Source organism: Hymenobacter radiodurans (genome assembly GCF_004355185.1).
Classification (GTDB): domain Bacteria; phylum Bacteroidota; class Bacteroidia; order Cytophagales; family Hymenobacteraceae; genus Hymenobacter; species Hymenobacter radiodurans.
In genome coordinates, this window is sequence record NZ_CP037922.1 from 3,078,301 (window position 1) to 3,097,241 (window position 18,941).

Consider the following 18,941-nt stretch of genomic DNA (forward strand, 5'->3'; position numbering starts at 1 on the left):
TTGAGCATCAGCGCCTTTTCTCAGAAGAAAAAGCCATTGCCAGGTTACGTAGTCACCACAGGAGGCGACACCTTGCTGGGGGCCATCTATCCCACCGACCCTTTATTGCAACAGATTCAAGTAGAGTTTCTAACGGTGCAAGGAAACCAGCGGCTCACTCTAGATGGCTATCAGCTTGCTTCCTACACTTACTTTAAAGACCAGGATACAATACGCTATATTTCCTTTCCTTTTTTGCAGAATGGCAGTACTAAGCCAAGTCGCGGTTTTTTGCAACAGCTAATAATCGGGGAGGCCCAACTTTATTACTACAGTGCGCATGATACTGGGCCAACACCGATGCCCAACAATCCTAACGTTTATTTCTATATCGTCCCTCAAAAAAACTCGAAATATCCTTTGTTTACGGCACCAAGGCGGCGTGGATTAGGTCGAAACCCCGCACGCTCCTTTGTTATTTATCGTGAAAACCAGGATCGCCTTGCTCATACTAATGCGTGGAAATTTCCCAAGGACGCCGTCACTTATTTCAGCGAATGCCCAGAATTAGTTGCTGATTTAAAATCCCGCCGTTACCGGTATCGCGACATTCCACAGATCGTACGGCGATACAATGCATGGTTCCAAACGCAAAAGCCTACACCCTAATTAAGCTGGATAGTCAACTTTCAGTATTTGTACCTGTTCCATTCTGCGTATGGAAGCTGATGTTATTGTGATTGGGGCTGGGCTAGCGGGGCTGGTAGCCGCCGCAGAGCTAGCTGACGCGAATAAGCGAGTACTGCTGCTGGATCAGGAACCCGAGCAAAGCCTCGGTGGACAAGCTTTCTGGTCGCTGGGGGGCATTTTTCTGGTCAACTCGCCTGAACAGCGCCGCCTCGGCATCCGCGATTCGCACGCGCTGGCCTTAGATGACTGGCTTGGCACCGCTGCCTTCGACCGCCCCGAGGACAAGTGGCCCCGGCGCTGGGCCGAAGCTTATGTTGAGTTTGCGGCTGGCGAAAAGCGCTCTTGGCTTTATCAGCAGGGTATGCGCTTTTTTCCCGTGGTGGGTTGGGCCGAACGAGGTGGTTACGGCGCTATCGGGCACGGCAATTCTGTGCCGCGCTTCCACGTCACGTGGGGCACCGGGCCCGGTGTGGTAGCGCCATTTGAGCGCCGCGTGCGCGAAGGCGTAAAACGCGGCCTCATCACCTTCAAATTTCGGCATCGAGTAGAAGAGTTAATCGTAACAAATGGCGTCGTGAATGGCGTGTTGGGTGAAATCCTCGAACCCAGCGACGTGCTGCGCGGGCAGAAAAGCTCTCGCATAGCCGTCGGCGACTTCGCGTTTTATGCCCAGGCAGTCATCGTAACTTCTGGTGGTATTGGGGCCAATCATGCGCTGGTGCGGCAAAACTGGCCCGCGCGCCTCGGCGAGCCCCCCAAAAGCATGCTGTCGGGTGTGCCCGCCCACGTCGATGGCCTGATGCTGGGCATCAGCGCCGCCGCTGGGGGCATTTAATCAACCAGGACCGTATGTGGCACTACCCGGAAGGCATCCAAAACTGGAACCCTATCTGGCCCAACCACGGCATCCGCATTCTGCCCGGCCCTTCCTCGCTGTGGCTCGATGCGCATGGGAATCGCCTGCCCGTGCCCTTGTTCCCGGGCTTCGACTCGCTGGGCACGCTGCGGCACCTGCGCCAAACAGGTCACGACTACAGCTGGTTTGTGCTAACACAGCGCATTCTGCGGAAGGAATTCGCTCTTTCCGGCTCGGAGCAAAACCCCGATCTGACCAACAAAGACTGGCGCCAGACCCTTGGCCGCGCCTTTGGCAAAGCCGCACCAGCTCCCGTTGAGGCCTTCAAAAAGCACGGCGCCGACTTTGTAGTAAAAGACAACTTAGCCGACCTCGTACAGGGCATGAACGCTTTAACAGAGGCGCCGCTCATTGACCTTGCTTCCCTGGAGCGCGAAATTCGAGCCCGCGACCGGCAGCTGGACAATCCCTTCAGCAAAGACAGCCAGATTACGGCTCTGAGGGGTGCCCGCAACTATCTGGGGGACAAACTTATCCGCACGGCTAAGCCCCACCGTCTGCTCGACCCGGCGGCTGGGCCGCTCATTGCGGTGCGCCTGCATATCATCACCCGCAAAACCCTTGGCGGCCTCGAAACCGACCTTTCGGGGCGGGTACTGAATGAAGATGGCAACCCGGTGCGTGGCCTGTATGCGGCGGGTGAGGTAGCCGGTTTTGGTGGCGGTGGGATGCACGGCTACCGTGCTTTGGAGGGCACTTTCCTCGGTGGCTGCCTTTTCTCGGGCCGAGTGGCCGGCCGTGCCGCTGCGCACGCCGTTATTTAGCACACCCTACAGTACAGGGAAGCTGACTGCGAGGCGGCGTTTACATTTAAGTTCGTTGGCAAGTTTCTGTCGCTGCCACTGCCCTTATGAAATGTACTCGCCTCTTACTGGCTTGCCTTGTTTGCCTGATCACAGTCAAAAGCGCAGCCGCGCAACCGGCTAAAACCAGCTTTAAATTTGATTTCGGATCGGGTAAAACGGCGGCTGGCTACCAGCAGATTTTACCGACTGCTGTGTACGCAGCAGACAAAGGCTACGGCTTCGATTTCAATACCACTGTTAAAGCTGTTGACCGAGGCGGAAAAGACGCATTAAAGAGCGATTTTATAGCCAGTGACAAGCCCTTGTATTTCTCCGTCGATCTGCCGGAGGGCAACTACAACGTGACCTTTACGCTGGGCGACGCTAAGGGCCAGTCGTCTACTTCCGTAAAGGCCGAATCGCGCCGCTTATTGCTGGAAAAGACGAAAACCGCTCCGGGCAAATTTGCCACGCACACGTTTACCATCAACCTCAAAAGCCGGCAGATTCTGGGGGGCAATTCGGTGGCGTTGAAACCGCGGGAGCTGACCAAGCTTGATTGGGATAATAAGCTCACGCTGGAGTTCAACGGCGCCGCCACTTGTTTGAATTCTCTGGAAATAACGCCTGCCCCGAACGCAGTAACAGTTTTCCTGGCCGGCAACTCCACCGTCGTCAATCAGGAAGAGGAGCCTTGGGCCTCCTGGGGACAGATGCTGCCGCGCTTTTTGAAGTCCGGAGTAGCCGTGGCCAATCACGCTGAATCGGGCCTGAGTCTGGGCAGCTTTCTAGGCTCGCGGCGTTTGGAAAAAGTACTGAGCGTAATGAAGCCCGGCGACTATTTGTTTATCGAATTTGGGCACAATGACCAGAAGGAAAAAGGCCCCCAGGATGGCGCCTACAACTCCTACACGGAGCGTCTGAAGCTGTTCGTAGCCGAAGCTAAAAAGAGGGGTGGCATTCCGGTCATTCTAACTTCTACCAGTCGCCGCTCATTTGGCCCAAATAGCAAGATTGAAAACAGCTTGGGCGACTACCCCGAGGCCGCTCGCCAAGTTGCGCGCGCCGAAAACGTCGCGCTCATTGACCTCACCGCCATGACCCAAACGCTCTACGAAACGATAGGGGTGGAAGAGTCGAAGAAAGCCTTCGTGCATTACCCGGCCAATACCTATCCGGGACAGGAGCAAGCTCTGGCCGATAACACGCACTTCAGCCCGTATGGCGCCTACCAAATTGCCAAGTGCGTAGTGGAGGGCATCAAAGCCAATAAGTTAGGCTTAGTGAAGTTTCTCAGGAATGACACCCCACCCTTCTCCCCTACCCAACCTGATGCCTTAGCCGCTTGGCAGTGGGCCGAAAGCCCGCGCACCGATACTGTAAAACCTGATGGCAATTAGCATGATAAAATACCGCCTGTATTGCCTGTTACTGATCCTGTTTTTGCCCCCCGCGTATGCCGCGGCGCAAACCCGACCGGCGGGCAAACTGGCGCCCAAGCCCCTGTACCGCGACCCCATTTTCGACGGTGCTACCGACCCGGTGTTCATCTGGAATAAGCGGGAGAAAAAGTGGTTTATGTTTTACACCAACCGCCGCGCCACCGACCCCACCGCGGAGGGCGTGACTTGGGTGCATGGTACGCGCATCGGCATTGCCGAATCGGCCGATGGTGGCGCCACGTGGAGCTACCGCGACACAGCCAATATCAACTACCGCCCGACCCCGCAGTACACGCACTGGGCGCCCGATGTTGTGGAGGATGAAAAAGGCGGTTATCACATGTTTCTGACCTACGTGCCGGGCATTTTTACTGACTGGAATCACCCGCGTCATATTCTGCACCTCACGAGTGCGGATTTGCTGAATTGGAAATACGAATCGACGCTTAACCTAACCACTGACAAAGTCATTGATGCCTGCGTATTTCGCCAACCCGATGGCACGTGGCGCATGTGGTATAACAACGAGCGCGACGGCAAATCCATCTACTATGCCGATAGCCCCAACCTGTACACTTGGCAGGACAAAGGCTTAGCCCTGAAGGAGCGCGGCGAAGGTCCTAAAGTATTCCGCTGGCACGACCGCTACTGGATGGTAATCGACAAGTGGAAGGGCCTGGGCGTGTACAGTTCCACCGACTTACAGCAGTGGCAGCCGCAAGAAGAACGTCTTGTAGAGCTACCTGGTAAAGGCGCAGAAGATCAAGCTATTGGCGGCCACCCCGACGTGGTAGTGCAAGGCGACCGGGCGTATCTGTTCTATTTCACCCACCCCGGCCGCACCGAAGGCACACCTTCCGCAGCGGCCACTTTAGCCACCAAACGCAGCCTGATTCAGGTAACTGAGCTGCACTACGCCAACGGCAAGCTCACCTGCGACCGGGACCAGCCCACGTATATTCAGCTCAAGCCAACTGGTAAACAACCTAAAAAACGATTGTAAAAAGCCCCCCAGATGCCGCCATTTTTCTCCTCAAAAAGCCTGAAAGCTTTCCCGCTTATCATCAGTTTTTTTATCAGCTTTGGTGCGTTTGCTCAGCAAGCTGTACCGAAAGGACAGGCACTGGTTTTTGCCTACTTCAAAGGCAACGGACAAGATGGTCTACACCTAGCGCACAGCCAGGATGGCTACACCTGGTCGGCGCTGAAAAAAGACAGCACCTTCCTGCGGCCTACTGTGGCTCAAGACAAGCTCATGCGTGACCCTTGCGTGATTCGGGGCAAAGATGGGCTGTTTCACATGGTCTGGACGGTGAGCTGGAACGATAAGGGCATCGGTTACGCCACTTCCAAAGACCTGGTGAATTGGTCGGCGCAGCAGTTTATTCCGGTGATGCAGCACGAGCCCGCAGCGCGTAACTGCTGGGCGCCTGAAATTACGCTCGATGAAAAAACGGGCACTTATCTCATCTACTGGGCCACTACCATTACCGGCAAATTTCCCGAAACACAGAGCACCGCCGACAAAGCCTACAACCACCGCATCTACTACGTCACGACCAAGGACTTCAAGACGTTCAGCGACACAAAGCTGCTGTACGAGCCGGGCTTCAACTCCATTGATGCCACTATTCAGCGCGACGGCAAACGCTACGTTATGATTCTGAAAGACGAAACCCGCGAGCCCGCTCAAAAGAACCTTAAGGTAGCTTTCAGCAATAATTTGCTGGGTCCGTACAGCAAAGCCTCTGCTCCCATCACCGGCAAGTACTGGGCAGAAGGCCCTACTGCTATTCAGCTAGGCAAGCAATGGCTGGTGTACTTCGATAAATACACCGAGCACAAGTACGGCGCCATTCGCTCCACTGACCTCAAAACCTGGACTGACATTTCCGACCAAGTACGCTTCCCGGCCGGCGCCCGCCACGGCACTGTCATTCAAGTATCGCAGAAGGAGCTGGAACTGCTGCTGAAGCAGTAATTGCTAGAACGGTTGTGCGATTATGTACCTGCCATCATCAGAACGTCATGCAGAGCGCAGCGAAGCATCTCGCGTGTTTTCCAGGATTAGTAACCTCACATCAGCACGGGAGATGCTTCGCTGCGCTCTGCATGACGACCTGATTAACAATCTACCCTGCCTTTTTTACCAAGTACTTCTGCAGGGGGCATTTTTTGAGGTCGCGAATTCCCTCCGCCACGATGGCCGCGTTCAGCTTCGCACCGGCCTCAATGGTGTGCGTGTGGTCTTGGGTGTTGAAGTAGGTTGCGCGTACTTTTTGCTCGCCCTCCGCGTCGTATTTATCGGCCACAAGGCTGTTTAAGTCGATATAATACGCACCACCTTGCTTAGCGGCTGCCGCGGCCCACTGGCCGTAGTCGGCGGCGGCGCGCTTCACCTTGCCGTCTTGCCACTGATTACGTGGAATAAGCGAGCATACAATGACGGTGGCGCCTTTTGCTTTGGCCTCGACGATGTACTGGCGCAGATACCAGCCGTAGCTGTGCACTACTTCCTGCTGCTTGGTAATGGGATTATAAATCTCCTGGCTTTCGTCGCCATTGCTACGGATGGTGCCGCGGGCACGGGCGGTATCGGCCAGGGGACCATTGTCGTTGTGGCCGAACTGTATGATGACGAAATCGCCGGGCTTTAGCTTGGCCTGCACATCGGCCCACAATCCTTTAGTGCGAAACGTGCGACTGCTGGTGCCACCCAAAGCCGCGTTGCGAATGGCAAGGCGTGTAGTATCGAAGTGCGCGGGCAAAAAAGCCCCCAGCCCCAGAGGCCGCCGTCGCCGTTGCCTTTTCCGTTTTTCACAGTTGAGTCGCCGATGAGGTAGAGTGTGGGTTTTGGCCGTTCTTTTTGCAGAAAAGCCAACGAGATAAACACAGCAAAAAGAAGCAGAAGGCTGTACAGTTTGCGGCCTCTTTTCTTCGAAAAAACTGACAATACAGTAGCGGCGGGCTTCGGCGTTTTCATAGCTAAGTGAAGGAATAAATTAGCGTTTGGCGAGAAAGCTTCGCAGAGGCAACCGCTTAAGTTCTTTGATACCGGCTACTACCGATTCGGCATTGATGCGCGCTCCGGCTTCGTTGGTGTGGGTGTGGTCACCGGCGAACAATTTGGCGACTTCCTCGGGGCCCATTTTGTCGTATTTGTCGGCTGTGATTTTATTCAAGTCAATGAACTGCACCCCTTCCTGCTGCGCTACTTCAGCCGCCCATTTACCAAAATCCTGATTGGCACGCTTCACCTTATCATCCTGCCACTGGTTGCGCGGAATCATAGAGGCCACAATGGGCGTGGCGCCCTTCGCTTTTGCCCCCGAATAAAAGAGCGCAGATACCAGCCGTAAGTGTGAACCGTTTCCTGGCGGCCATTGGGCCAAGTTAAGCTCTTGGTTTCTTCACCGGTGCCGCGCAGCACGCCACGCCGGCCGGCTTTGGTGGTGTCGGGCTCGCTGCCTTCGTTGTGGCCAAACTGCATGATGAGAAAGTCGCCGGGCCGCAGCAGCGAATCGACACGCCGCCAGCGCCCTTCCGACACGAAGGTGCGCGTGCTGCGGCCAGCCATAGCGTGGTTGGCAATAGCAATGCGCGTGGTGTCAAAAAAGCCCCCAGCTTGCTTCCCCAGCCCATTTGTGGCAAGTGCGAATTGTTGACGGTGGAGTCGCCGATGAGGTAGAGCGTGGGCTTGGTCTTGGCCGATTGAACGAATGCCGTCAGGCAGCCAAGTAGCGCAAACAGAACGACGAGTTTTTTCATAAACAACGCACCAGTAGGCAAATGAACCGATCAGCAAGGAAAAGCTTCGCCTTACCGCAACTCTCCTGTACTGTTCGGTGCGCGCCAGCAACCGAAGCACTACTTCGACAGCCCAGATTAAAGCTTTTGTAGTCCTCCGCGTCGTGATTTTGGACTAGCAGGAAAGTAGTATCGGGCCCTGCAGGAAGCAACGGGCGCCTGTAGCAGGCTGTCAGAATACACTGATCATTAAAATGTTATAGACAGGACACTGCAGGACACATCGTGGAATTTTATTGGTCAGCTTTGATAAGTGCACTCTCACCCGGTGTGCATGTATTTCCGACCTACCCAATTTCCACTTCCAACCCCATTACTATGCTTAAAAACCTACCATGGCTCAAGCGTAATATTGCCTTTTGCGCTTTGCTAGCTGCAACGGGTACGCCTTTTATGAGCGCCGCGCAGGGCAAGAAAAAAGCCCCCAGACCGCCCAGCGCCAGCTTGAAAAGCTCGGGCGCGGCATTGTGGCCGTCAAGCTCGACGAGAGCAAAGTATTCGTGAGCTGGCGCCTGCTGGCCACCGATAATCCGGAAGTCGGCTTTAACCTGTTTCGCAAAACGGCCGACGGCGAAACGGTTAAGCTGAACACCACTCCCATTACGGAGAGCACCAACTGGGTAGACGAAACTGCGGCCGGCATCCAGGACGCAACGTACTTTGTGCGCGCCGTGCGCAACGGCGGACCAGGACACGGCGAGGAATCCTCGAACCCGGAAACCACCGGAGTGTGGGGCCAGCAGTTTATGCGCTTGCCTTTGCAGCGCCCGGCCGGGGGCACCAACCCCAACGGCGCAACCTACACGTATAGTCCCGGCGACTGCTCGGTGGGTGATATGGACGGCGACGGCACCTACGAAATTGTGGTGAAGTGGGACCCCTCCAATCAGCAAGACAACTCGCTGAGCGGCTTTACCGGCAACGTCATTCTGGACGCCTACAAGCTCAACGGCGAGCGGCTGTGGCGCATCGATCTGGGTAAGAACATCCGGGCCGGCGCGCACTACACGCAGTTTATGGTGTACGATCTGGACGGCGACGGCAAGGCAGAAGTGGCTTGCAAAACGGCGGATGGCACCATCGACGGCACGGGTCAGGTGTTGGGCGACGCCAGCGCTGACCATCGTAACACGGCTGGTTATATTCTGCGCGGGCCGGAGTTCCTGACGGTGTTTAATGGCCTGACGGGCGCGGCCTACCCCAGCGTACGCTACCTGCCCCAGCGCCATCCCACGGTGGGCGACAACCCCACACCAGCCCAAATCAATACCATCTGGGGCGACAATTACGGTAACCGAATCGACCGTTTCCTGGCTGCCGTGGCTTACCTCGACGGTGTAAACCCCAGCCTAGTAATGTGCCGCGGCTACTATACGCGCACCGTGCTGGTGGCTTGGGACTTCAAGAACGGACAGCTCACCGAGCGCTGGACCTTCGACAGCAACGACGGCACTCCCGGCAACCTAGCCTACCGCGGTCAGGGCTATCATAGCCTGGCCGTTGCGGACGTAGACGAAGACGGCAAAGATGAAATCGTGTACGGCGCCTGCGCTATCGACGACGACGGCAAAGGCTTGTACACCACCGGCCGCGGCCACGGCGACGCCATGCACGTATCGGACCTGGACCCAGACCGGCCGGGCCTGGAAATATTCTCTGTGCACGAAACCCAGTCCCAATATGGCTCGGCGCCCAATGACTTCCGTGATGCGCGCACTGGCACTCTAATTTGGGGCGCACCGGGCCCGAACCAGGGTGATGTAGGCCGGGGCGTAACGATGGACGTGGATCCTCGCACGTTGGGCACCGAATCGTGGAGCACCCGCGGCGGGCTGTACTCGGCCAAAGGGGTTCAGATTTCGACCGTTAAGCCCAACAGCATCAACTTCGGCGTGTGGTGGGATGGCGACTTGCTGCGCGAACAGCTCAATGGCACTGATATCAACAAATGGGACTGGCTGAACAGCCGTACCAACTCTTTGCTACCCGCTGCTACGCTTGGCGCCGGCTCAAATAATGGCACAAAGGCAACGCCTAACCTGAGCGCCGACTTGTTTGGCGACTGGCGGGAGGAAGTAATCTGGCGCAACACCAACAACGAGGAGCTGCTGATTTTTACGACCACGATTCCTTCCACCTACCGCCTCACCACGCTCATGCACGACCCCGTGTACCGCCTAAGCATTGCGTGGCAGAACGTGGGCTACAACCAGCCGCCGCACCCTGGCTTCTACCTGGGCGATGGCATGACGCTGGCCAGCGTCAGCAGTCCGGTAGGGGAAAAAGCGGCTACCTCAGCCACCGTATATCCTAACCCCACCACTAGCTCGTTCCACATCAACGCCCCTGGTGCATTCACCTACGAAGTGTACAACAACTTCGGACAAGTAGTAGAGCAAGGCGCGGGCGAGCCGGCGAATACAATTGGGGCCAGCTTGAAGGCAGGCTTGTACACGGTAAAAGTGCACTCCACCGAAGGCGTGCAAACCATCCAAGTATCCAAGGAATAATCGACTCAGTTAAGTTAGAAAAGGGGCGCTGACGATATCGTCAGCGCCCCTTTTTTGTGGCTTGTAAAACCACTAAGAGGCAGCCGGCACGAACAAAAAAGCCCCCCAGACAGGAAAAATGCGGTGAGTTCAGGACGAAGCAGGATACTACAGGTAGCACACAGAAGAAATCTGGCCTAAGTTGGCTACCTAAATGCCCCTTCTGCCCTTCTGAGCTACTGATTATGAAAACCAATCTGCTGACCTGGCTCACCTGTTTGACGCTGCTCTGGGGTGGTAATGCCACCGCCCAAGCACCCCCGCAAAAGCAGGTACGCTACCTCTCCGGCACCGACAACACGCACACCGCCACCTGGGATTTTTACTGCACCGGGGGCGAAAAAGCGGGTTTTGGACCAAAATTCAGGTTCCGTCGTGCTGGGAGCAGCAGGGTTTTGGCAGCTACAACTACGGCCGCGACTACAAAACCTACGGCAAAAACTTCCGCTTCGCCGACGAGAAAGGCCTATACAAGCACACCTTCCAGGTGCCCGCCGAGTGGCGCGACCGGGAGGTATTTATCGTGTTTGAGGGCTCCATGACGGATACCGAAGTCAAAATAAACGGGCAACTGGCCGGTCCGATTCATCAGGGGGCTTTTTACCGTTTCAAATACAACCTCTCCGACAAGCTGAACTTCGACAAGCCCAACGTGCTGGAAGTGACGGTGAGCAAGATGTCGGCCGACGCTTCCGTGAACAACGCCGAGCGCTTGGCCGACTACTGGATTTTCGGTGGCATTTTCCGGCCCGTGTATCTCGAAGCTTTCCCCAAGCAATTTGCCCCCCAGCTAGCCATTGATGCCCGCGCCGACGGCTCGTTTAAGATGAACGTAGCCCTGAAGGGTCTGCGCCAAGCTACCGACGTGCAGGCCGACATCGTGAATGCGCAGGGCGCAGTAGTAGGTACGGCGCGGGGCCAAGCCAACGCCCAGGATACGCTGGTACAGCTCAAAACTACGGTCAGCAAGCCGCTGCTCTGGACCTCCGAAACCCCGAATATGTACCGCGTAAACGTGAGCATGCAGGCTGGGGGGCAAAAGCTGTATCAAACCTCCGAGCGCTTTGGCTTTCGCACCATCGAGATTCGTCGGGGCAAAGGCGTGTATGTAAACAGCACGCAAGTCAAATTCAAAGGCATCAACCGCCACAGCTGGTGGCCCGAAACTGGCCGCACACTCAATGACTCCATTCACCTAATGGATGTGCAGCTGATGAAGGAGATGAATATGAACGCCGTGCGCATGTCGCACTACCCGCCCGACGCTAAGTTCCTGGACCTCTGCGACTCGCTGGGCCTGTACGTACTCGACGAGCTGGCCGGCTGGCAGAAAGCGTATAGCACGCCCGCCGGCGCCAAGCTGGTGAAGGAGATGGTGCAAAAGGATGTGAACCATCCCAGCATCATCTTCTGGAGCAACGGCAACGAAGGCGGCCACAACAAAGAGCTGGACGACGACTACGGCCAGTACGACCTCTCCAAACGCCCCGTTATTCACGCCCACCACCGCCCCGGCAACCAGCACAACGGCATCGACTGCAACCACTACGAGAACTACTACAGCTCGCAGAAAATCCTGGCAGACTCGCTGATTTACATGCCCACCGAGTTTCTACACGCCCAGGACGACGGCGGCGCGGCTGTGGGTCTGCACGACTTCTGGGAGTTGCACTGGGCGTCCCAACGCTCGGCGGGGGCTTTTTGTGGGCCTTGGTCGATGAAGGAATCGTGCGCACCGACCAGCGCAATATCATCGACGTGAACGGCGTAAACGCCCCCGATGGCGTGGTGGGTCCGCACCGCGAAAAGGAAGGCAGCTTCTTTGCTATCCGCGAGATTTTCTCGCCCATCAAGATTGATCTGAAGGAGCTGCCGACCAAGTTTAACGGCACCGTGGACGTAGAAAATCGCTACCATTTCAACAACCTTAGCCAGTGCTTTTTCCAGTGGGAATTGGTGAACTACCGCCTGCCCGGCGAGACTTTCACGGGGTCTACCACCATGAAGAAAAGCCGGGTTGACAGCCCCAAGGTTTTTCCATTGGCAAAAGGCAAACTGAAGCTTGGCTTGCCTAAAGACTGGAAAAACTACGATGCTCTGGTGCTCTCCGCCTTCGACCCACAAAAGAACTTGGTGTATAAATGGACGTGGTCGACGGGGGGTAATAAACAGCTACTGCGCAACGTATTGACGCTTCAGGACAAGGAGAAGCAACCCATTGAGACGAACGAAACCGACAGCACCCTCACGCTCAAGGCCAGCAACATCACCGTCACGTTCAACAAAACCAACGGTCACATCACTGGCCTGAAAGGCAACAGCGGCGACAAGCTTTCCTTCGGCAACGGCCCCATTTTAGCTGCCGGTCAAGCCAAGTTCACGGGTCTGCGGCGCCGCACTGAGGCCGACGGCGAAGTAATTGAGGCCAGCTATCAGGGCGACTTGAAAACCGTGCGCTGGAAAATGTACGGCAGCGGTTGGCTCCAGCTCGATTACGAGTACGCACTGCAAGGCGATTTCCCCTTCACCGGCCTGAGCTTCACCTACCCCGAAAACTTCGTAATTGGGGCCAAATGGCTGGGTAAAGGTCCCTACCGCGTCTGGAAAAACCGCCTGCAAGGCGTAAACACCGACGTGTGGGAAAACGCCTACAATAACACCCACACCGGCGCTGCCCCCTGGATTTACCCTGAGTTTAAAGGCTACTTCGCCGACATTGCTTGGCTGGAAATGAACACCGTGGAAGGCAAGTTCCTGGTTGCCAGTCCCGAAAAAGGCCTGTTCGTGCGCCTCTTCGATTTCTACGGCCTCTCCGGCGTCAAGTCCAGCCCCGATCTGCCGGGGGGCAATTTATCCTTCCTCGACGCCATTCCGCCCCTAGGCACTAAGCTCGCCTTGAACATTGACGCCAACACGAAAAACCTGGGACCCAACAGCGAGCTCAACCACCTCAACGGCTCCACCAAACGCACGCTTTATTTCTTCTTCGGCCTGCCCAAAACAACCGGCACGCCCCAGCCCTACACCGTCCCCGCCAAGAACGATTTGTTTTAAGTAAGGCAGCAAGATTCTCTTAGTCATAACAGCCAAAAAGAACGTCATGCAGAGGCGGAGCCGAAGCATCTCGCGTGCTGATGTTGCCATGCTAACCTTATTAAACACGCGAGATGCTTCGGCTCCGCCTCTGCATGACGTTCTTTTTTATTGTCGAGATGCGTTCTTCGACACCTCGACTATTGCTTAATCTACTTCACCATCTCCATCTCCACGCTGGCCATGATAAATGGCCCCACACCTTTAAAGTCATTTTTCTGGATAGGCTCGCTGAGGTAGTATTCATAGCTGCCGTCGCGGTAAGGTTTGCCCCCCAGACCACCTACGCTCACCGTGCCATTCAGCGTCAGCAGTCCATCAGGTTCCGTTTGCACAAACTGCTTCAGAATTCCCTGGTAGCCTTTGTCGGCCACTTTCTGATAAGATTTATCGAGGTAGCCGAGGCGGGCCCCCTTAGCCAGCGCATACACAAACATGCACGAGGCCGAAGCCTCCACGTAGTTGCCCGCCCGAGTACCCTGGTCGGACACTTGCCACCACGCACCGGTTTTGGGGTCCTGATACTTCGCCAGCACGGGAGCCAACCGTTGCAGATACTTAATGAGCTTGGTCCGCTCGGGATGGTCTTTGGGAAAGTAGTCGAGCACATCTACCAGCGCCATTGCATACCACCCCATACCGCGCCCCCAAAAGTTGGGCGACAAGCCAGTTTGCTTATTGGCCCATTGTTCCGTGCGGCTCTCATCGTAGCCGTGGTAAAGCAGCCCAGTCTTCGGATCGACCAGGTTTTTCTCGATTAGCGCAAACTGTTTGGCTACTTCATCAAATCCTTTTGGCTGCTTAAATAGCTTACTGTACTCAGCAGAAAAAGGCTCTGCCATGTATAAGCCATCCAGCCACATCTGGTTAGTATAGCGCTGCTTATGCCAGTAACCGCCGGCCTTTGTACGCGGCTGCGCGTCGAGCTGCTGATGCAGACGCTGGGCGGCCTTGCGGTACTTCTCCTGTTGTAAGCCCGGCTGCTGACTTAGCGTAAGCAATATGCGGCCGGTGTTGATATTATCAAGGTTAAAATCCTCGTATTTGTAACGCTGAATCGAGCCGTCCTCGCCAATGGAGTAGTCCATGATGCGCACAATGTAGTCGAGGTATTTTCGCTCGCCAGTGCGCTCCCACACGCGTTCGATGGCCTTCAGCATCAGGCCCTGCTCGTAGCCCCAGCGGGCCACTTTATTCTGCTCCAGCCCCAGCGAATCGGGGTAGCGCTTGATAAACGAATCCACCATGCGCTGCGACAACGCGGCAGGCTTATTCTGGGCAAAAACCGCTGGGCAGAGCAGCAGAAACAACAGCGAAAGCAGCAGGTTTTTTTTCATAGAGAAAACTCGTCTGGGGGGCTTTTTTGAAGCTTATTAGCTCACAAATGATTTTTTATATGGTCATAAAAGTCGACCGTCATGCAGAGGCAAAGCCGAAGCATCTCGCGTGTTTAGTAAGAGTAGTAATCAGTCATCAGCACGCAAGATGCTTCGCTGCGCTCTGCATGACCGCCTTTTGATTTTTATAGGTATTTCCACTCAGCCTTAGCGGCTTACTTTTTGGAGACGACCACAGCTTTCTTCTTCACCTTTTCGCCAAACTCCACACCTAGTTTCGCCTTCGAGACATCTGTATTAGTAAGCCGCACATTCTTGGCTTTGTCCGCACCAGATACGCGCAGGAGCACGGCCGCCTGGGGGGCATATTTGATGTTATCGAGGGTGATATTCTGGCTGTTGTGCACTTCCATTACCGGGTCGGTTTTCTGCGTTAGCAACGTCACGTTGCGCAACTGAATATTGTCTGCCTCAATGCACACCAAGCCCTGCTGACTTTGCAGCACCGCGTTTTCGATGCTGATGTCTTTGATGCTCATCTCGGGCAAGCCACGCACCATGATACCGGTTTTGGCGCCGTTGCAGGTCACGTTGCGAATCTGAATTTTGCGGAATTGCGGGGTACCTTCATCCACCGGCTTGGCCGGTGAAACGGGCCGTTCTTTGGAGCCTGCTACCTGCGGCGTGGGGTCCTTGATCATGTAGTACATGTCGAACAGAATAGCCTCGCCGGGAATGTCTTTCATGTCCACGTTTTCGATGAAGATATTCTCCACTACGCCGCCCCGGCCCCGCGTCGTTTTGAAACGCAAGCCAATATCGGTGCCGATGAATGTGAGGTTGGAGACATAGATATTGCGCGCTCCGCCCGACATTTCGGAGCCAATCACAAAGCCGCCGTGGGCCCGGTACACTTTGCAGTTGCGGATGATAAAATTCTCTGTGGGCATGGCCCGCTGCCGCCCCTGCTCATTGCGCCCCGATTTGATACAAATCGCATCGTCGCCTACATCAAACGTGGAGCCTTCCACCAACCCATTTTTGCAGGACTCCAAATCCAGTGCATCGGTATTGGGCGTGTAGGGGCCGTTAAACACCGTCACATTACGTACGATTACATCTTCGCTCATCATGGGGTGCAGGGTCCAGGCTGGCGAATTCTGAAACGTCACGCCTTCCAGTAGTAGCCGTTTGCAGTGGTCGAGCACCAGCATATCGGGGCGCAGATAGTCCTTTATTTCCTCAAAATCCTTGATTTCGGATTTCTCTTCGCTGAGTACACCAGCCTCTTTTACCATGGTACCCTTCAGGCTTTGTGGCGAAGGATACCACCGATCCTGCTTCTCGTTAAGCACACCGCCCGACGCTACCAGCTGCTTCCACTCCGACTCCGTGGAGCGACCTTTCTGCACCATGTACCACGCTTCGCCCGCGCCATCCACAATGCCTTTGCCGGTAACGGCTACGTTTTCGAGGTTTTTGCCATAAATCTGCGGCTGATTGCGCACCGCGGCCAAACCTTCCCAGTTAGTTTTGATCAGCTTGTAGTCAGCCATCTTATCGCTGAACTGCACCAATGCTCCTTCGGCAATGTGCAGGTTCACGTTACTGCGCAACTCAATGGGACCCGTGCGCCAATGTCCGCGCGGTACCAGAACTACGCCCCCACCCTTTTGGCCACAGGCGTCAATCGCTTGCTGCAGGGCCGCAGTGTTGGAAATTACCCCGTCGGCCACCGCGCCATACTTAGCAATCGAAAACGTGTCGGCCCGGAAGGACGTGGTTTTGACGGGGGGCAAATTTGGCGTAAAAGAAGTTTGGGCAGCAGCCAGCGTGGGCAGCGTCAGCAGGCTAAAAAGAGCGAGGCGTTTTATCATAGCAAAGGGAGAGTAACGGAAAGGAAATTGATTACTAAAGTTAGAAGGCTAGAGAGCTAGTTCCCCTCCTCAGCTGAGGAGGGGTTAGGGGTGGTTGGCTCGTTGAACGATTCGAGATTAGATGGTTCAGGTAAACAACATCAGCAACGCCTTCCCTCCGGTGGCACCACCCCAGCCGCGCCTTCAGCGCGGCGTCCCCTCCTCAGCTGAGGAGGGGAGTTGGTCGTTCTACCTTAAGGCATTTTGCTTAAGCCTTCCCACTGCACTTTCCAGCCTTTTGGAATGCCGGGATTCTCTTCTTTGCAGCCATCGTAGCCGGCGCACATGAGGGCTACGGCCGCCAATAAACCACCGTTGCCGGGTAGGTAAATGGGCAAACGACCTTCCTGGTAATTGTGGCCACTGGGCAGGTAAGTATTGGTGCGCACTTTCATGAGCAACGCATCTACAGCCCGATCGGGCAGGCCGAGGCGCGTGGCGGTCATGGAGGTCATGGGGAAGTCCCAGCCCCAGGTTTTATCCCAGCTCCAATCCTTCCAAATCAGGTCGAAGGTGCGGCGCATGGTGGCGGGGTCAACTTGGCCGGTGGCGGGCATTACGCCCAAGGCGGCCAGCACGGAAGGGTGGTCGGTTTTGAACTCGGGGTTAGTGTAAGAGTCGGGGGCGCTTTCGGTGGCTAAGTACACACCGTTGGCCTGGGGCAGCGTCGAGAGCTTTTGCAGGACGGCATCCCACTTTGGGTTACGTGGCTGGCCTTGGCGCACGCGCCATTGCTGGGCCGTGTTGAGGGCCCAATTCCAGTACACCAGCTCGAAGGTTGGGTTGAAAGTTTCTTCGGCTTTAAAGCGCTCCTGCGCTGGAATTACGCCTTTACCGAGAATGTAGCGGTCTTTTTCTTTCTCAAAAAACGGATACGAAGCCATGAATTCGGCGGTGGCCGACACCCGATCTTGATACAGCTTTAGCGTAGCCGCATCAGGGCGCTGCCGGTAGATTTCCTCGGCGAAGTAGATGAAGTGGGGCTGCTGCCAAATCAAAAAGGCCCCCACCGACGAAGGTCCTTCCTGACCCCAGGGGTCCGTCATTTTTTGCCACCGCACACCCTCGTACCCCTGGCGCTTAGCAATGCCGCGCGCTACAGCTTGTACATCAGGGCGGGCGTACCAAGTTAGGCTTTTTTCGAGCAACGCCGGGCGACCCCACAACGCAAAGTGAGCCGAGTGCCACCAGTGCATTTCCAAGTGTGGCCGGCCATACCAGCTATTGAGCACGAGGCCCGTTTCTTGGGGCGGCTGTGAGCCGGCACCTTGCAGCTTCGTGAGGTACTGCGACAGTACAATGCGCCGCTCTAGCTCCTTAGCCCGCGGATCAGTGGTGCCGCTGAAATCAACGGCTCCACCGCTCCGCCAAAAAGCCCCCCACTGCTGCTGGCTGTTCTGACGCGTGGCGGCGAAGGTTGGGGCAGGCGTGGAGCGCGGACGAGGCGAGAAACGACAGGTGAATTCCAGCACCTTTTCGCTCTTGCCGGGCGTAAGCACAAACTCGTGGGCTTTGCCCGCTGCCACCGTTGCCGACTGTACCCAGCTCAGCGCCGCATAGTATTTGGTGGTATCCAGTTGGTGGGAAATCAGAGCGGCACCTTTTTTCTGCTCGGCTATGGCTGATTTGTGCTGATCAGGCTTGGAATAATCGGTGCCCATATCGGCCCAGCCGGCCGTCGGGAATGGGAAGCGTAGCGCCACTTTCAAGCGGCCCGATTTTATCAAATCGGACTCCACGCGCGCGGCTACTACATCCTGTTCTTGGTGCCCTACGGTCACGACATCGACTGGCACGTTTTCTAGGGCAAAGTGGCTTTTCAGCTCGCCTGTCCACGGATTCAGCTCCTGTCGGATATCCCGCAGATCTTTAATAGTGGCTTCCTGACCATTCTTTTTGAGTAGCACAAAGCCCAGATTCCCCAGCTGCAAGCGGTGCGGATTAGCGCGCAGATAATCTACGGCTTCCTTGTTGCCGGGCGTTTTTACCTGCACCGCATACGGCACCTTCCGTCCATTCAACTCCACCTCGCGCAGACTTTGCTCAAACTTGTAGCCCTGCGTGTTCGGAAACGTATGCCAGCCCCACTCCGACTGCGTGCCCAGCGGCACGCCCTTTTCATAGTAAGTCGGGAAAGTTTGCAACCCCGTGACATCAGCCGTGAAGGCAAAAGCCCCATTGCCCACTGACAGCGACGAAAGCGTATCGGTGTTCGTGATAATCACACGGTGGCGCTCCACCAAAGCTTGGCGGTTGATAGGCTTTTGCTGAGCGACAAGGGGCAGAATGATACCAGCCAGCAGGACACAGGAAAGGAATTTCGGGAGAAGGCGCATGGGCTAATTTGCTATTGAAAGAACGTCATGCCGAGCGGTAGCGCAGCATCTCGCTCGGCATGACGTTCTGATTGTTGATATTCATTCGTGT

At 55.8% G+C, this 18,941-nt stretch carries 13 protein-coding genes and 1 pseudogene; 8 read left to right on the forward strand and 6 right to left on the reverse strand.

What is annotated here, in order from left to right; genetic code table 11:
• The 5 genes and pseudogenes from EPD59_RS14235 to EPD59_RS14255 all read left to right on the forward strand — a co-directional run bounded on the left by EPD59_RS14235 (position 1) and on the right by EPD59_RS14255 (position 5,793).
• Positions 1 to 648 (forward strand): hypothetical protein, encoded by a 648-nt coding sequence (locus EPD59_RS14235; protein WP_133273370.1) that lies wholly within the window; start codon positions 1 to 3, stop codon positions 646 to 648.
• A gap of 103 nt (positions 649 to 751) precedes the next feature.
• A pseudogene (locus EPD59_RS14240) lies at positions 752 to 2,346 on the forward strand (FAD-binding protein); the annotation flags it as partial.
• An 89-nt stretch (positions 2,347 to 2,435) separates the two neighbouring features.
• The gene (locus EPD59_RS14245; RefSeq protein WP_133273371.1) at positions 2,436 to 3,770 is read left to right on the forward strand and encodes a rhamnogalacturonan acetylesterase; all 1,335 of its coding nucleotides are present in this window, start codon (positions 2,436 to 2,438) and stop codon (positions 3,768 to 3,770) included.
• A 1-nt stretch (position 3,771) separates the two neighbouring features.
• Positions 3,772 to 4,815, forward strand: a complete 1,044-nt coding sequence (locus EPD59_RS14250) for a glycoside hydrolase family protein (protein ID WP_205703412.1) — start codon at positions 3,772 to 3,774, stop codon at positions 4,813 to 4,815.
• A 12-nt stretch (positions 4,816 to 4,827) separates the two neighbouring features.
• Positions 4,828 to 5,793 carry a glycoside hydrolase family 43 protein gene (locus EPD59_RS14255; RefSeq protein ID WP_133273372.1) on the forward strand — a complete coding sequence of 322 codons (966 nt, stop codon included), beginning with the start codon at positions 4,828 to 4,830 and terminating at the stop codon, positions 5,791 to 5,793.
• Positions 5,794 to 5,944: 151 nt separating this feature from the next.
• On the opposite strand, the gene EPD59_RS14260 is transcribed toward EPD59_RS14255, so the two are convergent.
• The 3 genes from EPD59_RS14260 to EPD59_RS22650 form a co-directional block, all read right to left on the reverse strand.
• Positions 5,945 to 6,580: a GDSL-type esterase/lipase family protein gene (locus tag EPD59_RS14260; RefSeq protein WP_240731414.1), complete on the reverse strand. Its 636-nt coding sequence runs from the start codon at positions 6,578 to 6,580 to the stop codon at positions 5,945 to 5,947.
• 234 nt (positions 6,581 to 6,814) lie between these two features.
• Positions 6,815 to 7,102 carry an SGNH/GDSL hydrolase family protein gene (locus EPD59_RS22645; protein ID WP_240731415.1) on the reverse strand — a complete coding sequence of 96 codons (288 nt, stop codon included), beginning with the start codon at positions 7,100 to 7,102 and terminating at the stop codon, positions 6,815 to 6,817.
• Positions 7,099 to 7,617 (reverse strand): SGNH/GDSL hydrolase family protein, encoded by a 519-nt coding sequence (locus EPD59_RS22650; protein ID WP_240731416.1) that lies wholly within the window; start codon positions 7,615 to 7,617, stop codon positions 7,099 to 7,101. Before EPD59_RS22650 ends, EPD59_RS22645 begins: the two co-directional genes overlap by 4 nt.
• A 361-nt stretch (positions 7,618 to 7,978) precedes the next feature.
• On the opposite strand from EPD59_RS22650, the gene EPD59_RS14270 reads away from it, so the two are divergent.
• The 3 genes from EPD59_RS14270 (at position 7,979) to EPD59_RS21950 (ending at position 13,222) form a co-directional block, all read left to right on the forward strand.
• The gene (locus tag EPD59_RS14270; RefSeq protein ID WP_165963602.1) at positions 7,979 to 10,129 is read left to right on the forward strand and encodes a rhamnogalacturonan lyase family protein; all 2,151 of its coding nucleotides are present in this window, start codon (positions 7,979 to 7,981) and stop codon (positions 10,127 to 10,129) included.
• A gap of 400 nt (positions 10,130 to 10,529) precedes the next feature.
• The gene (locus EPD59_RS21945) at positions 10,530 to 11,930 is read left to right on the forward strand and encodes a glycoside hydrolase family 2 protein (protein ID WP_240731750.1); all 1,401 of its coding nucleotides are present in this window, start codon (positions 10,530 to 10,532) and stop codon (positions 11,928 to 11,930) included.
• A complete protein-coding gene (locus EPD59_RS21950; RefSeq protein ID WP_205703414.1) occupies positions 11,879 to 13,222 on the forward strand; it encodes a beta-galactosidase small subunit-related protein in 1,344 nt (447 codons plus the stop codon). The genes EPD59_RS21945 and EPD59_RS21950 overlap by 52 nt, the downstream gene beginning before the upstream one ends.
• Positions 13,223 to 13,413: 191 nt before the next feature.
• Here the strand turns inward: EPD59_RS21950 and EPD59_RS14280 are convergent, their stop codons facing one another.
• The 3 genes from EPD59_RS14280 to EPD59_RS14290 form a co-directional block, all read right to left on the reverse strand.
• The gene (locus EPD59_RS14280; protein WP_317128378.1) at positions 13,414 to 14,598 is read right to left on the reverse strand and encodes a glycoside hydrolase family 88/105 protein; all 1,185 of its coding nucleotides are present in this window, start codon (positions 14,596 to 14,598) and stop codon (positions 13,414 to 13,416) included.
• Positions 14,599 to 14,813: 215 nt separating this feature from the next.
• Complete coding sequence (locus tag EPD59_RS14285) at positions 14,814 to 16,475, reverse strand: glycoside hydrolase family 28 protein (protein WP_133273373.1); 1,662 nt, start codon at positions 16,473 to 16,475, stop codon at positions 14,814 to 14,816.
• 233 nt (positions 16,476 to 16,708) lie between these two features.
• A complete protein-coding gene (locus tag EPD59_RS14290; protein WP_133273374.1) occupies positions 16,709 to 18,850 on the reverse strand; it encodes a hypothetical protein in 2,142 nt (713 codons plus the stop codon).
• Positions 18,851 to 18,941: the final 91 nt, after the last annotated feature.

What these genes read in the sequence shown, in the direction of transcription:
- EPD59_RS14285 (WP_133273373.1), bottom strand. Translation starts at nt 16,475, where the DNA reads ATGATAAAACGCCTCGCTCTTTTTAGCCTGCTGACGCTGCCCACGCTG.
- EPD59_RS14245 (WP_133273371.1), top strand. Translation starts at nt 2,436, where the DNA reads ATGAAATGTACTCGCCTCTTACTGGCTTGCCTTGTTTGCCTGATCACA.
- EPD59_RS14290 (WP_133273374.1), bottom strand. Translation starts at nt 18,850, where the DNA reads ATGCGCCTTCTCCCGAAATTCCTTTCCTGTGTCCTGCTGGCTGGTATC.
- EPD59_RS22645 (WP_240731415.1), bottom strand. Translation starts at nt 7,102, where the DNA reads ATGATTCCGCGCAACCAGTGGCAGGATGATAAGGTGAAGCGTGCCAAT.
- EPD59_RS14250 (WP_205703412.1), top strand. Translation starts at nt 3,772, where the DNA reads ATGATAAAATACCGCCTGTATTGCCTGTTACTGATCCTGTTTTTGCCC.
- EPD59_RS14280 (WP_317128378.1), bottom strand. Translation starts at nt 14,598, where the DNA reads ATGAAAAAAAACCTGCTGCTTTCGCTGTTGTTTCTGCTGCTCTGCCCA.
- EPD59_RS14255 (WP_133273372.1), top strand. Translation starts at nt 4,828, where the DNA reads ATGCCGCCATTTTTCTCCTCAAAAAGCCTGAAAGCTTTCCCGCTTATC.